At 48.9% G+C, this 17,838-nt stretch carries 9 protein-coding genes; all 9 read left to right on the top strand.

From position 1 onward, the window contains the following. Window positions 1-58 precede the first annotated feature (58 nt). The 9 genes from BM318_RS13995 to BM318_RS13955 all read left to right on the top strand — a co-directional run bounded on the left by BM318_RS13995 (window position 59) and on the right by BM318_RS13955 (window position 17,835). On the top strand, window positions 59-6,742 hold the full coding sequence (locus BM318_RS13995; RefSeq protein WP_092983331.1) for an alpha-2-macroglobulin family protein: 6,684 nt from the start codon (window positions 59-61) through the stop codon (window positions 6,740-6,742). Window positions 6,743-6,963: 221 nt separating this feature from the next. Next, window positions 6,964-8,604 carry a TldD/PmbA family protein gene (locus BM318_RS13990; RefSeq protein WP_092983329.1) on the top strand — a complete coding sequence of 547 codons (1,641 nt, stop codon included), beginning with the start codon at window positions 6,964-6,966 and terminating at the stop codon, window positions 8,602-8,604. 23 nt (window positions 8,605-8,627) lie between these two features. After that, window positions 8,628-9,944, top strand: coding sequence for a TldD/PmbA family protein (locus BM318_RS13985; protein WP_092983328.1), 1,317 nt, complete (start codon window positions 8,628-8,630; stop codon window positions 9,942-9,944). Window positions 9,945-10,002: 58 nt separating this feature from the next. Then, window positions 10,003-10,623 carry a DUF4159 domain-containing protein gene (locus BM318_RS13980; protein WP_092983326.1) on the top strand — a complete coding sequence of 207 codons (621 nt, stop codon included), beginning with the start codon at window positions 10,003-10,005 and terminating at the stop codon, window positions 10,621-10,623. Between the two features lie 41 nt (window positions 10,624-10,664). Then, complete coding sequence (locus BM318_RS13975) at window positions 10,665-11,669, top strand: AAA family ATPase (protein ID WP_092983324.1); 1,005 nt, start codon at window positions 10,665-10,667, stop codon at window positions 11,667-11,669. A 3-nt stretch (window positions 11,670-11,672) separates the two neighbouring features. Next, the gene (locus BM318_RS13970) at window positions 11,673-12,578 is read left to right on the top strand and encodes a DUF58 domain-containing protein (protein ID WP_092983322.1); all 906 of its coding nucleotides are present in this window, start codon (window positions 11,673-11,675) and stop codon (window positions 12,576-12,578) included. Window positions 12,579-12,603: 25 nt separating this feature from the next. After that, window positions 12,604-13,797 (top strand): BatA domain-containing protein, encoded by a 1,194-nt coding sequence (locus BM318_RS13965; protein WP_092983320.1) that lies wholly within the window; start codon window positions 12,604-12,606, stop codon window positions 13,795-13,797. After that, window positions 13,794-16,055, top strand: a complete 2,262-nt coding sequence (locus BM318_RS13960; protein WP_092983318.1) for a hypothetical protein — start codon at window positions 13,794-13,796, stop codon at window positions 16,053-16,055. Before BM318_RS13965 ends, BM318_RS13960 begins: the two co-directional genes overlap by 4 nt. Then, a complete protein-coding gene (locus BM318_RS13955) occupies window positions 16,048-17,835 on the top strand; it encodes a hypothetical protein (RefSeq protein ID WP_092983316.1) in 1,788 nt (595 codons plus the stop codon). The genes BM318_RS13960 and BM318_RS13955 overlap by 8 nt, the downstream gene beginning before the upstream one ends. Window positions 17,836-17,838 lie beyond the last annotated feature (3 nt).

Genomic DNA, 17,838 nt, shown 5'->3' with positions numbered 1-17,838 from the left:
GCTCATTTTCCTTTTGGAATTTGGCCATTAATTAAATACTTGAAGGAAAATAACCACCATGACCCGAGTCCTGCTTTTAGCTGTAGTCTTCCTTTTCTCAACCATTTCTATCCAGGGACAGGATTTTAACGCATTATGGGAGCGTGTAGATTCACTGGAACTGGAAGGTAAATTTAAAAGTGCTGCCAGCCTGGTAGATTCCATTGCTGAGGTAATCCAACAAAAAAGGCTTTCTAACCAGGATCCATCGATTTCCCCTGAGCTATCGGGGAATCACCTGAAGAGTTTCCTGTTTCGATCCAAATTTATTCTCCACCTGGAGGAAAATGCCCAGGAGACTGTGTTTCGCGAATTGGAAGAGGCTATTGCCCAAGCCGAATTTCCAGAGCGAAATATTCTTTATTCGATCCAAGCCGGGATACTTCAGCAATACTTGTTGGAAAACCTTTACCAGGTCCGTAATCGCACAGCGCTTTCCGATACCATATCGAATGCTGATTTCAAACAATGGGATGCAACGACCTTAGTCCTGCAAATTGGTAAATCCTACCAAAAGTCACTTTCTAAAAGCGACTCCCTGAAACAAATAGATATTGCTCTTTACAGTCAACTCCTTGCAGACAAGCAGGCCGATTTAGATACGCGTCCTACCTTATTCGATGTACTAGCCCATAGAGCTCTTGATTTTTTTAAGGTAGATCGTTGGTATGTGGACAGACCTGCGGAGCGATTCTTTATGAAATCTCCTGAACTTTTTGATAGTGAAGGGGGCTTTGGTGCTTTGGAATTCAATACTCCGGATAGCTTGTTTTCTGAAATTCCGGCACTTAAAATTATGCAGGAACTCGAGGCATTCCACAAGGAGAAAGATACGCTGGCCTATGTTTACGTACTAAATGAACGTTTGGGCTATGTACGCGATAACAGTACGCTGGATAATCGTGCTGAACTATACCAGGCTAGTTTGGAATCAGCGTGGAAGCGGCTTCAGAAAAGCGAGGTGGCTTCGTTCTTGGGTTTTCGCCTGGCTGAGGATTTATTTCGGATTTCTGAAGGATACAATGCTAAAATGCAAGCATCACTTGCCGGGCATCGGGTGCGTGCCCATCAAATTTGCACTGATATAATCGAACAGTATCCCAATAGTGATGGGGGGCTTCGCGCTACGCTATTAAAGAATAAAATAGAGCAGCTCCATGTGAGTATAGAAATGGAATCTCAGGTCTTGCCTAATAAGCCATTCCTTACCCGGGTGGAATACAAAAATTTGGATTCCCTTCATCTTTTCGTTTTCAGGGGAGGTATCCCAACGCGCAATACAACTCCCTTGTCCAATGATAGTTTGCTCCTGGAATATATTCAATCCGGCTCGGTTAGCATTGTCAAGTCCTATAAGGTTCAAAAAAGAACAGATTATTACAGCTATTCCACAGAATTAGGATTGCCTCCGCTGCCCATTGGAAATTACATTGTCATTGCAGGTAAAAGGGACAAATTAGTGAATCTGGCAGATGTTCTGGCCTACCAGGAACTTCGGGTAACCCGATTGTCGCTACTGAGCACCTTAAGGGAAAAAGAATTGGAACTCCGGGTGCTGGACAGGGAGACAGGCGTTGCCGTGGAAGGGGCAAAGATTGCGATCCTGAATAAGGGGGAAACGCTTAAGGCCGGACGAACTGATAAGCAGGGACGGTATGTTGTGCGTAGGAAACGAAAAGGTTACCGTCCGGATATTTTGATCGCCCTTGAAGGAGACAGTCTGTTACATTCAAATAAGAATTTACCTGTTCGCAATGGTCGGTACGATGAAGATGAAGAACACCGAGCTAAAGGCTATGTCTTTCTGGACCGGGCAATCTACCGTCCTGGCCAGGAGCTTTTTTTTAAAGGGCTTTTGATTGAAACCCGTAAGCGCAAAACGCGGGTCGTTCCAAAAACCTGGGTGACTATAGTCATTTATGATTCAAACAACCAGGAGCTTAAGGAGTTTCGGCTGAAAACCAATGATTATGGTTCGGTTCACGGCTCTTATAAATTACCCAGGACAATTGCTACCGGGGAGTTCAGCATTGAACTGGACGAGGACTTTAATGAAGATGGGGATGACGATCCGTACTGGTATAAGGTAGATGATTTTGATTGGGCGGAGACTGAATTTTCAGTGGAAGAATACAAAAGGCCCCGCTTTGAGGTGCAGATGGATAGTATAACTGCCGATGTACTTCTTGGGGACGACATCCTGGTAAGTGGACAAGCCAAGGCGTTCCTGGGAGCTGGTATCGATGGCGCTCTGGTGAAGTATTCGGTTACCCGATTGCCAAACTTCTACCATATGCAAACCCCTACAGCGATTGTGGCGGAAGGCGAAACTACGACCAATCGGGAGGGAATTTTTGAGCTATCATTCCGAGCCCTGCCAGATTCTTCCTTAGTCCCGAAGGACAGAGGAGTTTACAGCTTTAAGGTCCTGGCCGAGGTAACGGACATCAATGGCGAGACGCGGACAGGAGAAATTTTTGTTCAAGCAGGCGACCATAACTTAAATGCCGAATTGCTGCTGAAACCTACCTGGCGCAAAGGACAAACCCAAGGCTTTGCCGTGCAAGCCCGGAATTTAAATGGCGGCAAAGCCAAGGCCAATGCCAGCATTAAGATTCATAAGTTGCGTGAACCGAAATATGTACTGCGAAAGAAACCCTGGCAAACAGTAGAAGTGCATACTCTTAACAGGGAAGAATACCGTAGCGCCTTTCCTTATGAGCCCTACGATAGTCTGGACCTAAAAGAAAATTGGCCTGTTGACCAGATCGTCTATACCGCAGACCTTGTTATTGATGGAGAAGCCACAGTAGATATACCTGAAATTTTGGATTGGGAAACGGGAACCTATCGCATTGAGCTAATGGCTTCTGATTCTCGGCAGGATACCGTAAACCTTAAGCGCCAGTTCGATCTGTTCGATCCAAATGGTAGTACTGTTACTATGGACACACGCTTTGATTACAACTTATTAAATGTTGATTTCAAGGAGGATGGATTCATACTGATGGAATTTGCCTCCCCTGCCAGGGCACTTACTTTCCATCTCGATGCCTACTACGAGAAGAAGCTCGTATTCAATTACAGTGGAACGCTGAATGACAGCAAACAACAGGTAGGGATTCCGGTATCACCGGAGTATAAGGATCGGATTGAATTCAATCTCTACTACGTATGGAATAATATGGTTTTCCAGGATCAGGTTACCGTTAATTTTCCGGAAGCTCCCAAAAAACTGAATATTGAAACCCTGAGTTTCCGGGACAAGCTTGTTCCAGGGACCCCGGAATCCTGGTCCTTTAGAATCACCGATTCCAATGGGGCTGCGGCCAACGCAGAGGTGCTGGCTTCCCTATACGATTCCTCATTAGATCAGTTCAAAGCGAATTCATGGCCAACTGACCTGAACACTTCCTATTACTATGACAATAACTCCGCCCCTCGGGTCGATACCTATGGCTCTTTCAATACTTCTTATTTCCGGATATTCAACAGGGATAGAAGACGATTCAAGTTTCCACCCTTACCGGTATTTCCTGAAATAGGATGGTTTGGCTTGAACTTTGGCAAGGGTACCTACGAGACTTCCGGATATTTGCATAAGCTAAGGCGGGAAAAATTACGCGCTCAACCGCGCAAAGAAGGAAATATTAGTGGTATCGTTACCGATCAAATGGGTTTGCCCTTGCCTGGGGTGAATGTTATAGTGCAAGGCACCACCTTGGGAACACAGACAGATTTTGATGGATTTTATACCCTGAATGCCCCCAGGGGTTCCGTCCTGATCTTTAGTTACCTCGGATTCTCAAGTACTTCGATATCGGTCAAGAAATCGCAAGCGGTTAATGTTTCCCTTTCCGAGGATGCCCAGGCACTGGATGAAGTTGTCGTTACTGCCTACGGAATTCAGCGCAGAAAGAATGCGTTGGGTTATACTGTAGTTTATGACGAGGCCGAGGAGGTAGTCAATGATATTGACCGTCAATTAACAGGAACGGTCAGTGGAGTTACAATTTCGGCGACTAGCGGTGCACCTGGAGCTGCCTCCAATGTCGTTATTCGAGGAATGAATTCAGTATCTGTCAATGATCGCACCTTGATCATAGTAGATGGTGTTCCTATGACTCAGTTACAGTATGAGATTTTGCTGAAACCCGGAGATATTTCCGATATCAACGTGCTGAAAGGCTCAAGTGCTGCAACATTATACGGTGAACGCGGGGCGAATGGGGTAATCGTGATTACAACCAAACAAGGCGCTCGGGCATTAGAAAACGTAGGGCCAAGGAGTGATTTGCGCGAAACGGCAATTTTCATGCCTCAACTCAGGACAGACGCATCAGGAGAAGTACGTTTGGAATTCAATGCGCCTGAAGCGCTTACCCGCTGGCGTCTAATGTTATTAGCGCACACCCGTAAACTCGATGTTGGGGCCTTAGAACATAAGGCAGTCACGCGAAAAGATATTTCAGTAGTTCCTAATTATCCCAGATTCCTTCGATCAGGAGATACCCTGGTGTATTCTGCTAAAGTGAGCAACCTCACCGAACTACCTCAGCAAGGAACTGCCCAACTTACATTAATGAACGGTCTGACATTGGAAGATGTTACCGGACAGGTGCTCAATGCCAATGTTAGTTCCAATCTTAGACAACAATCGTTTACCCTCGATCCAGGGGCCAGTCAGAATCTGGAATGGGAGTTGGTGGTGCCGGAGTACCTGGAGATTCTGGAGATCAAAACTGTGGCTACAACAGGGCAAAAAAGCGACGGAGAATTGAAAGTTATTCCAGTACTATCAAATCGATTGATGATCACGGAATCCAAACCATTCTGGATTCAACCCGGAAAAAAAACTACCCTTGCTTTCCCACAACTTGAGCAAAACGGAAAGCCTTCCCTGGAAAGTCTTGGATTCCGCTTGGAATATACATCGAACCCGGCCTGGATGGCTGTTAAGGCTCTTCCCTACCTTATGGAATTTCCCCATGAGTGTGCTGAACAGACCTTTTCCAGGTTCTATGCCAATGCCATAGCTTCTCATATTCGTGATGAGAATCCTGAAATGGAGACGCTTTTTGCCAGTTGGGAAGACCAGGAGATTTCCACCCGTCCCCTGGAAAGCAATGAAAGTCTAAAAACGATCTTACTCGAAGAATCTCCCTGGGTTCAAGAGGCCCTCGATGAGAAGGAGAAGCAGGCCCGTTTAGGCCAGCTATTCAAGAAAGGCAACACCCGCGATGTCCAAAAGGAAATGGTTAGTAAACTCAAGGAACTTCAACTGAAAAGCGGTGGTTTTCCCTGGTTTGCAGGAGGTGACGAGAATGATTTTGTTACCCGGCATATCGTTGCAGGGTATGGCCACCTGAAGAAATTGGATATAAGAACTGAGGAGGATTATCGGCTGGAGAGAGTTATTGAAGAGGCCGTTACTTATCTCGATACTTCCATTGTTGAAAAAGCGCAAAAACGAAAAGCCAGACTTTTATCCGGAGACAATGTAGGGAACTCAAACAAGCGCTTGCATGCTATTATTGATCCGGAGACTCAGGACACGATTGTCTTGGATGGTATTGATCATTCCGATATACACTTTTTGTACGCACGTAGTTTTTATTTGGAGGAACAACCGCTTTCAGGAACTTTAAAAGCCGTGGTAAATGTTTATCTGGATACCCTGAAGAATGATTGGATTACCCGGTCTGTGTATGACCAGGCATTAACCGCCCTGGTTATGAAACGATATGGTTTTGCAGAAATAGGAAGAAACATTGTGGAAAGCCTGGAGCAACAAGCAGTAGAAAGTGAAGCCAATGGGATTTATTGGAAACAAGTTGTTGCTGGCACTTCCTGGTATGAAGCTCCAGTGGAAACCCAGGCACTTCTGATTGAGACATTTGCCGAATTTGGGGCATCCGATGCCTGGATTGATGGCATGAAACTGTGGCTTTTGAAAAATAAAAGGACCCATAAATGGTCTACTACTAAGGCTACTTCGGAAGCAATATATGCCCTGGTAATGAATGGTACAGATTGGCTGTCTGTACGGGATGGTATGGAAATTAAACTGAATAGCGGACAGATACCTCAGGCAAAGCTGAAGGAAGTGACTAAGGAAGCAGGTACGGGGTATTTTCAGCTTAGATGGGATAATGAGGAAGTAGACGAATCCCTGGCAAAAATTACGATTAACAATACATCAGCGGTCTCTGGATTCGGAGGGGCCTATTGGCAGTATTACGAGGAAATCGATAAGGTAACTTCCGATTCAGAGGGACCATTGCAAGTCGAAAAGGAGATCTATCAGAAAACCCGAAGTACGCAAGGAGAACGTCTACAGAAGATTGACCAGGAAAATACATTGCAAGTAGGAGATCTGGTTACAGTTCGCCTGGTAATTTGGGCCAAGGAGGATCTAGAATTTGTTCATTTGAAGGATTTGCGGGGATCTGGCCTGGAACCGGTAGATGTGCTTTCCGAATATCGTTGGCGTAATGGGCTGGGCTATTATCAGGCTACAAGAGATGTGGCGACCCATTTTTTCTTCGATAGACTACCCAGAGGGACTTTCATTTTTGAATACGATTTAAGAGTTAATAATCCCGGGAATTTTGCCAGTGGTATTTCCCAAATTCAAAGCATGTATGCCCCTGAATTCAGTGCCAAGAGTTCGGGAGGTAGGATAGCTGTAATGAAAGATTAAATTCGAGTCGATTTGATAACAGTTTTCCATATAGGCTTATTTTTTCCACTTCTTTAAGTTAAACTTAACAGAATTCCTCCCGTCTGGTTTTTATTTTTAGGGGCTTCCTGTAACATTCTGGGGGTAGTGCACGTCCTATAGGACGTACCTTAAAGGCTTGCCCAATATTTTTCTTTCCGGAGAATTCGCGAGTCGGACTAATTTCAAACAATAGAGAACACATGAAAAGAAGAGACTTCGTGCAATATGCCGGGTTGGGAAGTGGGGCGCTTATGATGCCTTCACTGCTTATGGGGAATCCGATTTCCCAGGAAGCCCTCCTTGCCCCTAGAATGGATGTTGCACTTAAAAAGCAACTGGCGGATGTTGCCCTTAACACCGCCAAATCCCTCGGTGCTTCTTATGCCGATGCCCGTATCGGACGTTACCTGAATCAATTCGTGATCACGCGCGAAGACAAGGTTCAGAACGTCGTTAATACCGAATCTTTCGGGGTGGGAATTCGCGTAATTGTCAACGGGACCTGGGGCTTTGCCAGTACCAGTACCGTTACGGAAAAAGGAATTCAGGAGGCGACCAACCAGGCCGTTGGAATTGCCAAGGCCAATGCCATCCTGCAAAAAGAACCAGTAGTCCTGGCCCCTACGGAATCCCATGGGGAGGTCAGTTGGAAAACACCAATTACAAAAGACTTCCGAGAAGTGCCGATTTCCGAGAAGGCCGACTTGCTGCTCAGCGCAAATGCCGCTGCCATGGAAGCTGGAGCCAGCTTTGTAAACAGCGGGCTTTTCATGGTGAACGAACAAAAGTATTTCGCCTCGACCGATGGATCCTACATCGATCAGGATGTACACCGTCTCTGGCCATTCCTCAACGTAACCGCAGTGGATCGCGCTGCCGGAAAATTCAAAAGTCGCCAGGGCCTCAGTGCTCCGGTAGGAATGGGCTTTGAGTATATGGATGGTTTGGATTCAGAAAAAGTAGCGGGTCCAGCTGGAATGAACCTCTACCGTAACAGCTACGACATCATTGAAGATGCCAAGATGGCGGCGGAACAGGCCAAGGCCAAACTCACTGCGAAGTCAGTTGAAGCCGGTAAATACGACCTGGTGCTTGAGCCGAATCACTTAGGACTCACCATCCACGAATCTGTAGGGCACCCGCTGGAACTGGACAGGGTTCTCGGATACGAGGCCAACTATGCCGGAACGAGTTTTGCCACCCTGGACAAATGGAAATCAGGAGACTTCAAATACGGTAGTGATATCGTAAACCTGGTTGCTGACAAAACACAGGTTGGATCCCTCGGAGCTGTAGGCTATGACGACGAAGGGGTTAAAACCAAGAAATGGGATCTGGTGCGCAACGGAGTCCTGGTGAATTACCAGGCTATTCGCGACCAGGTGCACATGATCGATCAGAACGCTTCTCACGGTTGCTGCTATGCACAGAGTTGGAACGATGTACAATTCCAGCGTATGCCTAACGTGAGCCTGGAACCCGGAACGGAAAAATATTCTGTTGCCGATATGATCAAGGACGTTGAGAAGGGGATTTATATCGCCGGTCGGGGATCTTATTCCATTGACCAGCAGCGCTACAACTTCCAGTTTGGTGGAACCGTCTTCTTTGAAATCAAAGATGGAGAAATCGCCGGTATGTTGGAAGATGTCGCCTACCAATCCAATACTCAGGAATTCTGGAATTCCTGCGTAAAGATTTGCGATAAGGACGATTACCGAATGTTCGGGTCCTTCTTTGACGGTAAAGGCCAGCCTTCACAGGTGAGCGCGGTTTCCCACGGGAGTTCTACTGCCCGATTCAACGACGTAAATGTGATCAATACAGGACGAACCATTTAATCGGTTCTCAAAATATTTTAACAATGGCTATTTATTCAAAAGAAGAAGCGAGAAGCATTCTTGAAAAAGCCCTTAGCTTTTCTCAGGCAGATACCTGCGAGATCAACCTGGGAGGAAGCAATGAAGGGAATATCCGCTATGCCCGGAATACGGTGTCCACGGCGGGATACAATTCCAACCAGACCCTGGTTGTTCAATCCAGTTTCGGGAAAAGATCGGGTACAGCTACAATCAACGAATTCGACGATGCCTCCCTGGAAAAGGTAGTGCGCCGTGCAGAAGAGCTGGCAAGACTATCCCCGGAAAACCCGGAATTCATGGAGCCCCTGGGGCCCCAGGAATACGACGACTCCCTGACTTACAAGGAGTCTACCGCCAACATTACCCCGGAATACCGGGCCAAAGTTGCACAGAGCAGTATTGATCCCGCTGCGGCGGAGGATGTGACTGCTGCCGGATTCTTTAACGATTCTGAAGGCTTTAGCGCCATGATCAATTCCAAGGGGTTATTCGCGTACAACCGCTCCACCAACATGGATTTCACGGTTACTATGCGCAGTAACGACGGAACTGGTTCGGGCTGGGTAACCCGGGATTTCAACGATGTCGATAATTTCGATGCTGCCGAAGCGTCGCGCACAGCGATCGACAAAGCGGTGATGTCCAGAGAAGCCCAGGCAATTGAGCCCGGGAAGTATACAGTTATCCTCGAGCCAGCAGCTTCCATAGGACTGTTGCAGAATATGGTGGGGGCATTCAGCGCCCGTCAGGCCGATGAAGGTCGTAGCTTTATGTCTGCTCCGGATGGAGGAAACAAGCTGGGGCAAAAGATCGTCGATGAGCGCGTTTCATTCTATTCGGATCCCCTGGATCCAAGAGTGCCAACGGCTACCTGGAACGGTGCAGGCCAACCCCTCAAAAAGACGGTGTGGCTGGAAAATGGCGTGGTGAAGAATCTCGCCTATGACCGCTACTGGGCCGAACAGAAAGGTGTTGAGCCGGTTCCTTTCCCACAAGGAGGAATCATGGAAGGTGGAGACGCCAGTCTGGAGGACCTGATTGCAAGTACCCAAAAAGGAATCCTGGTGACGCGTTTCTGGTACATCCGAAGCGTGGATCCACAGACCTTACTCTATACGGGACTCACCCGGGACGGAACTTTCTACATAGAAAATGGAAAGATCAAACACCCGGTCAAGAATTTCCGATTCAATGAGAGCCCGATAATTATGTTGAATAATCTCGAAACGCTCGGGAAACAGGTGCGGATTAACGGAAACCTGATTCCCTACATGAAAATTCGGGACTTTACCTTTACCAGTCTTTCCGATGCGGTATAATTAAGGTTGAAGCTTTTAAACTGGTTGTCCTTTTGACGGGGCAACCAGTTTTTAATTTATGAATAACGAATTCTTCTTTACGCGCCTGCAATACGAATCCGGGGACTGGGATGTGGACCAGCGCATGCCTTCGAATCTGCTGAATTCCCTGGTGGAGTACACCACCCTCAGGGTAGATACCCTCGAGCGCATTGTTCCGCTGAGTAGTGAGGAGCTTTTTAAGAGTCCGTTCTGTTATATCTCCGGCCACAAGCTGGTAGAATTTACCCCCCGGGAAAAGGAGAATTTTGAAAAGTATGTGCGCAACGGGGGTTTCGTTTTTGCCGATGACTGCAACCACGATATCGACGGTCTGTTTGCAAAGTCTTTCGAGCGGCAGATGGCGGAAATATTCGGGAATGATGCCCTGAAAAAAATTCCCAATGACCATCCGCTTTATACGGTGTTTTTTGACTTTGAGGATGGTCCGCCTACAACCTCCCAGGAACTGAATGGATGGGGAGACGATTTGGTTCACGACTACCTGAAGGCTATAGAAATCGACGGGCGTATCGGGGTGTTGTACAGCAATAAGGATTACGGTTGCGAGTGGGACTATGATTTCCGCAATAAACGCTGGTACAAAATTGACAATACACGGTTTGGGGTCAACATTGTTTTGTACGCCCTTACCGCTTAGAATATGAATCGACTACGGTCTGCGTAGTAAACAGTAATAAAATGAATGAATCCCTGGAGGCTATTGCCAGTGAAGTAGAAACCCTGAGTGCCAAGCTTACCGACCTCAAAGCGGAGATTGGTAAAGTAATCGTTGGGCAGGAAGCCACAATCAATCAGTTGCTCATTACCTTTCTGGCCGGCGGACATGCCCTGCTGGAAGGGGTGCCCGGACTGGCCAAGACCCTGATGATCCGAACCCTTGCAGAAGCCGTAGACCTGAAATTCAAGAGGATTCAGTTTACTCCGGATTTAATGCCTACCGATATTCTGGGAACGGAAATTCTGGAGGAAGACCACAGCACGGGTAAGAAGTTTTTTAAGTTTAACAAGGGGCCGATTTTTGCCAATATTGTCCTGGCCGATGAGATAAACCGGACACCACCCAAGACCCAGGCTGCCCTGCTCGAGGCGATGCAGGAATACTCCGTAACCTACGGAGATCAGACCTATCCCCTGGAGCGGCCATTCTTTATCCTGGCTACCCAGAACCCTATCGAGCAATCGGGGACCTTTGTGCTACCCGAAGCGCAGCAGGATCGCTTCCTCTTGTACATCAAGATCGGCTATCCCACAGCTGGGGAAGAAACTGCGATCCTCAAGGCTACAACAGGTACAAAGGCTACCGAATTGAAGAAAGTCATTAGCGCCGCCGATATTCTTCGCCTGCAGGAGTTGGTGCGAGAGGTAAGCATTAGCGATGCCCTGGTTTCTTATGTGAGTGAATTGGTGCGCGCCACCCGACCGGCAGACTCTTCCGTGGAATTTGTTCGGAAATGGGTAGACTGGGGTGCGGGACCGCGTGCCGGTCAGGCCATGATCCTTACCGCTAAGGCCAATGCCCTGTTGCAAGGTCGCATGGCCGTGCATCCCGAGGATCTCAAAGCGGTAGCTGGTCCGGTATTCCGCCACCGGGTACTGGTAAATTTCCGTGCCGAAGCGGAAGGGGTAGATGCTGATGCGGTTACCCGGGAAATTTTGGCTGCTACAGCGCTAAAAAAGGGATAAGCAGTGGCAACAAGCGCACAACAGGAGCTTCTTACACCAGAATTACTGGGGTCCGTAGCTGGCCTGCAACTGTTGGCGCGGGTAATTTCAGATACCATAAACCCAGGATTAATTCGCAGTGTCCGTCCTGCCCCGGGGATGGAGTTCAGTCAGTACCGAGCCTACCAACCCGGAGACGACCCGCGCTTGCTGGACTGGAAAATGTTGGCGCGTTCCGAACGCTACTTTATCAAGGAAAGTGAACGGGAGAGCCTGGTTACTGTAAAATTTGTACTCGATGCCAGTGCTTCCATGCTGCATCGGGAAAATAAACTATCCAAGTGGGAATACGTGCGTGCCCTGGTAGCCATCCTGGCGTACACAGTTCAGAAACAAGGCGATTCAATTGGACTTTATGCCATTGGTAAGGAGCAGCAGGCTGCCTTGTATCCGCGAACTGGCGGTCGCCAGTTCAACCGGTTGCTCACGACTTTGGTGGGAATGGAGCCTGGAGGAACATGGCCGCAGCGCGATCGGGTTGCCCGGCAATTGTCGGGAGGAGATGGCCGGGAGTTGATTTTATTTTTTACAGACTTTTATCAGGAAGAAGGAGAGCTATTGGAATTTATACGCAGCTTGAAATCCCCTCGAAACGAAGTGGTCGTGTGTCGTATCATGGGTAAGGAAGAACTCGAGTTTTCACATAAGCAGCCCCTCATGTTCGAAGATTTAGAAACCGGAATGCGGGTTGAAGTAGATCCGGGAAAGGCGCGGAAAGCTTATTTGGAGCGTATACATTCCGATATGGAGCAAATGCGGTCCACTCTTTTAAATCTTGGGATAGGGTATTACTTATTCCGGATGGGTGATCCGCTGGAAGACACCCTGAGACGTTTTTTAAAAGAGCGCGATCTAAAAGGCACAAGTTAAGCCGTATAACCGTGATGAGATTAAAATGAGTTTTGCGAATCCTACCCTATTATGGACCCTTCTGGGGGTTTTGGTTCCAATCAGCATCCATCTGTGGAGTCGTAGGGAGGCGCGTACCCTTAAGGTGGGAAGTGTTTCCTTGCTGGAGGCCTCTTCTACGGTTAAGTCGCGGGCGCTCAGGCCCAGCGAATGGTTATTGCTCTTTTTGCGGTGTTTGGTAATTGCATTGCTCGCCCTCTTGATGGCCAACCCATTTTTCGAGAAGAAGGGGGAAACTGTGGCTACTGTATATGTGCTGGATCCTGCCTTGCTGATCGATGGATATCCCCAGGGGCTCCTGGATAGTCTGCCCGAAGATGCTGAGGTTCGATTACTACAATCGGAATTGCCTGTTTTGGATGTTTCTGATGACGACGTAGTAGTTTTTACAGAAGATAAAGATCAGGTGAAGGCACCCGGGTATTGGCAATTGATTCCCGAGCTCACTGAATTGAAGGCCGACAGTGTTGTGGTATACACGCGCGGATATGTCAGTGGTTTAAAGGGACGCAGACCGGCCATTCCGGGAAGAATCCGGTGGAAAGTACTCCCGGAGGAAGGAGAAAAGACCATTCCGCTGGTAGCCCTGCAGGGGCAAAACACGCAACGCCGCGTTTCGATTCAAAGTTCAGGAAAGACCACTTCCTGGGTAAGGGAGGAAATGGGCAATGAGGATTACGGAGACCAGCTTGCTCTGGTCCGGGAGGAAGCTCTTGCAGTTCAATTGGATTTACCGGATAGTCTCGAAAACGAACGAAGGTTTCTCCTGGCCTCATTAAAGGCGGGCGCTTCTTTCTTACAACGGGAATTACAGCTAGACTCGGGTCCCGTACTTTACTTTGAAAGGGACCCCCTGAGTAAGGACTTAATCCGTTTAGATCAGGCGGGAAATTTGCGGCTTACACGTCGCCTTAACCCCCAGAATACGGTAGAAGAGCGGCTTACCGAACAATTGGTAGCCTTATTGGTCTCCGATTCACTCCCGGCAGCATTAGCGCGCAAGTATGATAGACGGCAGGTAGCTTCAACGGTACTGGGAGGTCCCGAAAGTCACGAGCAAATCGAAAGCACAGCAAAGGCATCAATGGGTGTCACCGGTCACATACGCCCCTGGATTTTAGGGCTGTTGTGTGCGGCACTCATTGGCGAACGTTTAATCGCAAGGATTCGAAAGCAATGAAGGCAACAGCAGCAATTCCGGTAATTAGTTTTCAGCGTCGCTGGCAATGGTTGCTGACGGCTGAAACTGCCATTGTTGCGCTGGGTGTAGGTGCCGGCTTCTGGCTCGCCAGCGGAAACATCCTTTACGGCTTGCTGGCCGGCCTGCTTGTTGGAGGGTTGTTGCTATTGATCCGCCGACCCTGGCACGTATCTGCCGCGAAGGCCGTGGCTTGTATCGATGCTTCTTATCCAAAAGCTGGTTTTAGCAGCGGTCTGCTTTTGCAATCTGAAGGTGAACTGCCCGGGCTGGCCCGATTACAGCGGAATCGGATCGCCGGGGTGCTGGAGGAAGAACTCCGGGGCAAACTTCCACCCAATCAATTGGGACTGGCGTTACTCGTAGCCATATTCCTGGTCCTGGCAGGTTGGGGCATATCCTACCTGGGGGGCTTGGGATTGGCGAATCAGCCCAATGCGAACCCTGCGTCAGAAACGATTGTATTTCAACCCGTAGACAGTACTTCAGGAGAGGTTCCGATGCCCGTATTGAGCCGTCAGGAAATAGTGCTGGATTACCCCAGCTATACCCGAAAGGGCAACCAGCGCCTGGACAATCCAAACATCAAAGCCCTGCAAGGGTCGCGTATTACCTGGAAGCTTTTCTTTGAAGGATCTGTGGACCAGGTGATTTTTGAATGGGGCGATCAGGAAATACCGCTTCAAGAAGTAGCCGGCTCTTATCTGCTGGAGCGAGTGGTGCAGAATTCTGGATTCTATAGCTTTCGGTTTACCGACTCCCTGGGCCGTTCCCAGGTTTCGGATCTTTATGCCTTTGAAGCCCTGGAGGATCAGGTACCGGAAATCGAAGTCTCTGGGATTGACCAGTATACCTATTTTGAACCCGGACAAAAGGGGAGTATTCAATTTTCAACCCGAATTACGGACGATTGGGGCCTGGGGGCCACTTATATAATCGCCACAGTGAGCAAGGGGTCCGGAGAATCCGTAAAATTTCGGGAAGAGCGCCTTGAATTTTCAAAGCCGGTTCGGGCAGGTGTTCAGGAGGCCAACCTAAACCGTGAATTAGACCTGCAGGAGCTCGGAATGGCTATGGGCGATGAGCTCTATTTCTATGTCGTCGCGGAAGATCTTAAATCCCCGCAACCCAATGTGGGTAGAAGCCCAACCTATTTTGCTGTCCTGAAGGATAGCGTACGGGATGTATTCGGAGTGGAAGCCGGACTTGGGGTAGACCTCATGCCGGATTATTTCCGCAGTCAGCGGCAGCTTATTATCGACACCGAAAAATTAATCGCTTCCAAGCCCAAACTTTCCGAATACGATTTTAAATTCCGGAGCAACGAACTTGGATTTGACCAGAAATCCCTGAGGATCCGATATGGTCAATTCATGGGGGAGGAGACCGAGGAAGGCATGGTCGTAGAAGGGCCGGCTTCAGGAGCTGAAGGCGAAGCAGGAACCGGGGAAGACCACGATCATGAAGGGCACGACCACGAGGGACACGACCACGGTGAGGAATCCGATCCGCTTGCCCCCTTTACCCATGACCACGACGGGGATAATGAACACAACCTGGTGGCTACCCCACAACAAAAAAAGGACGACAATCCCATTAAGGAATTTGTACACGATCACTCCGATCCGGAGGAAGCTACCTTTTTCGAGGAATCCCTCAGGGCAAAGCTCCGCAGAGCCCTGGATATCATGTGGGACGCGGAGCTGCAATTGCGTCTCTACAAGCCTGAAGCTTCCCTGCCATATCAATATCAAGCCCTGGAACTCCTACAGGAAATAAAGAACAGTGCACGCATCTATGTACATCGCATCGGGTATGACCCGGCACCGATAAAAGAAGACAAAAGGTTAACCGGAGACCTAAAAGGAATTGGCAATGCCAGCAGCAATGAAACCAACCCGTATGAAAGTAGTTATCCTTCTATTCGGGCTGCGATCGGCCGGTTGAACAGTTTGATCAGCGCGCAAGAACCTCCCCGGATAGAAGATCGGGAACTTTTTGCCAGGGCCGGACAGGAGTTGGCGCAACTTGCGATCGACAACCCCGGCTCCTACCTGCAAACGCTAAGAAAGCTTAAAACCCTGGAGACGGGGGCAGACAATACCCAGGAAGGTTTACGGGCCGTTCGCAGGGAGCTCCTGCAAATCCTGCCTAAGGCGGCGGATATCCCCGAGGGGAACCCCCAATTTCGGGATACCCTGAATGTTTTATTCCTGAATCAGTTACAGATAAATGAATGAGGGAGTGAGCTTTTTGAACAGCGCCATATTTTGGCCTGTCATAGTCGGTATCCTGTTGCTGGCTGTTGTATTTACCTTCAAGGAATGGCCTACCCGAAGCGCTTCCGGTTTTGCCAGAAGGTTGTGCCTGGGAGTGCTGGCTCTCCTTGGTCTGGCACAAATAGCACTGGAGCCGGCTTATTGGAAAGCAGCTAAAAAAGAGACCATTATATTGGCTACTCCGGGAACTTCAGACGCCCAACTCGATAGTTTAAAGCGCGTAAACCGAAGAGCCAAAATCATCGAATATAAACCGGGTATGGATCGCTCCGGGGAACTGGCCGGGAAGTCCGTTTTTCTGCTGGGTCACGGGCTGGCTTCTTATGATCTTTGGCAAACAGCGGGTGCTGAAGTAGTTTTCCTGGAGGCGCCAACCCCCAGTGGCGTTGTTCGGCTGCAGCAATCGGAATCCGGAGTTTTGGGTTACCCTATTGAGGTCCGCGGTAGTTATGCTAAGCCTGATAAGGGTACCTCCTTGTTCTTGCTCGATCCGGGAGGAAATCCCGTAGACTCCTTACTGTTGAACGAAGAACCCGAGACAGGAATAACGGCTGGGGAAATCCCCTTCAAATTGGAAGCGCAACCGCAGGTTGCCGGAAACCTGCTCTATTATTTGGAGGAGCGGGACAGCAGCGGGGCACGGCTGCGGACGAATCCTATTCCCTTTAGGATTTCCGGACCTTCCCCCAGGAATATTTTAATCCTCAACACCTTTCCCACCTTTGAAACCCGGAGACTAAAGGAATTCCTTACTGCAAGCGGAGCAAGTGTCCTGATTCGTTCTCAACTAACGCGTGGCGCCTACAAATTTGAATACATCAATCGGGAAGCGCGTCCGGTATACCGTTTGAATGCCGAGAGCCTGGAAGGATTTCAACTTGTCATTTGCGATACCGGATCCCTGTTGAATTTATCTGCGAATTCCCTGGCTGCGCTTCAGGAAGCCATCCGAAATCGTGGCCTGGCCCTATTGGTACAGCCCGATGCAGGTTATTTTTCCCGGAATAGTTCGTTTGGACGCTTGCCGTTTATCCGTGATAACCAGGAGAGCTTCACCCTTACCGCCCAGGATGTCGTGGTACAGAAATACCCCTATAGACCGGCGTTGCAGTTTCCGGAAGAACGGATCACCACCCGGGAAGGCGAGTTACTTGGGGTTTATCGTCCTTCCGGTTTGGGAAGGATACTCGGGAGCGTACTCAAGGACACGTATCAACTCCCGCTTCAAGGGAATCAGGCGAGCTACAACGCGCTCTGGACAGCTTTACTGAACGCTGCCCTTCCCCCTGCCGAACAAGGTCTGCAATGGGAAGCGCAAACGGAATTACCCCGCATCGATGCGCCGTTTCGCTTTCAACTGCGGACTACTTCCGATGCTACTAGGGTACGCGACGATAGCGGAAATGTTATTCCGTTGATACAGGATTTTCACCTGCCCTATCTCTGGGAGGGAACGGATTATCCGCTAGCACCGGGGTGGAATCGCTTATCTGCGGTGGAATCCGGTGAAGACGCCACTCCGGGAAATCCTGCTAATTTTGACTTCTACACTTTTGGTGACGAGGATTGGCAGGCGCTTGAAGCTGCAACCCGCCTGGGGACCAACCGCGATCACTTTAGCCAGCAGTCCGGGAACCCGAAAGCTGCTATGGAAGTCGCTGCCATTTCCCCGATATGGGGCTTTATCTTGTTTCTGTTGAGTATGGGATGGTTGTGGCTGGAACCACGGCTAATGGGATGATTT

Source organism: Robiginitalea myxolifaciens (genome assembly GCF_900115205.1).
GTDB lineage: Bacteria > Bacteroidota > Bacteroidia > Flavobacteriales > Flavobacteriaceae > Robiginitalea > Robiginitalea myxolifaciens.
The sequence above is the reverse complement of the archived record's forward strand: the minus strand, read 5'-3'. Positions and strand labels throughout refer to the sequence as shown.

What these genes read in the sequence shown, in the direction of transcription:
- BM318_RS13995 (WP_092983331.1), top strand. Translation starts at nt 59, where the DNA reads ATGACCCGAGTCCTGCTTTTAGCTGTAGTCTTCCTTTTCTCAACCATT.
- BM318_RS13990 (WP_092983329.1), top strand. Translation starts at nt 6,964, where the DNA reads ATGAAAAGAAGAGACTTCGTGCAATATGCCGGGTTGGGAAGTGGGGCG.
- BM318_RS13985 (WP_092983328.1), top strand. Translation starts at nt 8,628, where the DNA reads ATGGCTATTTATTCAAAAGAAGAAGCGAGAAGCATTCTTGAAAAAGCC.
- BM318_RS13980 (WP_092983326.1), top strand. Translation starts at nt 10,003, where the DNA reads ATGAATAACGAATTCTTCTTTACGCGCCTGCAATACGAATCCGGGGAC.
- BM318_RS13975 (WP_092983324.1), top strand. Translation starts at nt 10,665, where the DNA reads ATGAATGAATCCCTGGAGGCTATTGCCAGTGAAGTAGAAACCCTGAGT.
- BM318_RS13965 (WP_092983320.1), top strand. Translation starts at nt 12,604, where the DNA reads ATGAGTTTTGCGAATCCTACCCTATTATGGACCCTTCTGGGGGTTTTG.
- BM318_RS13960 (WP_092983318.1), top strand. Translation starts at nt 13,794, where the DNA reads ATGAAGGCAACAGCAGCAATTCCGGTAATTAGTTTTCAGCGTCGCTGG.
- BM318_RS13955 (WP_092983316.1), top strand. Translation starts at nt 16,048, where the DNA reads ATGAATGAGGGAGTGAGCTTTTTGAACAGCGCCATATTTTGGCCTGTC.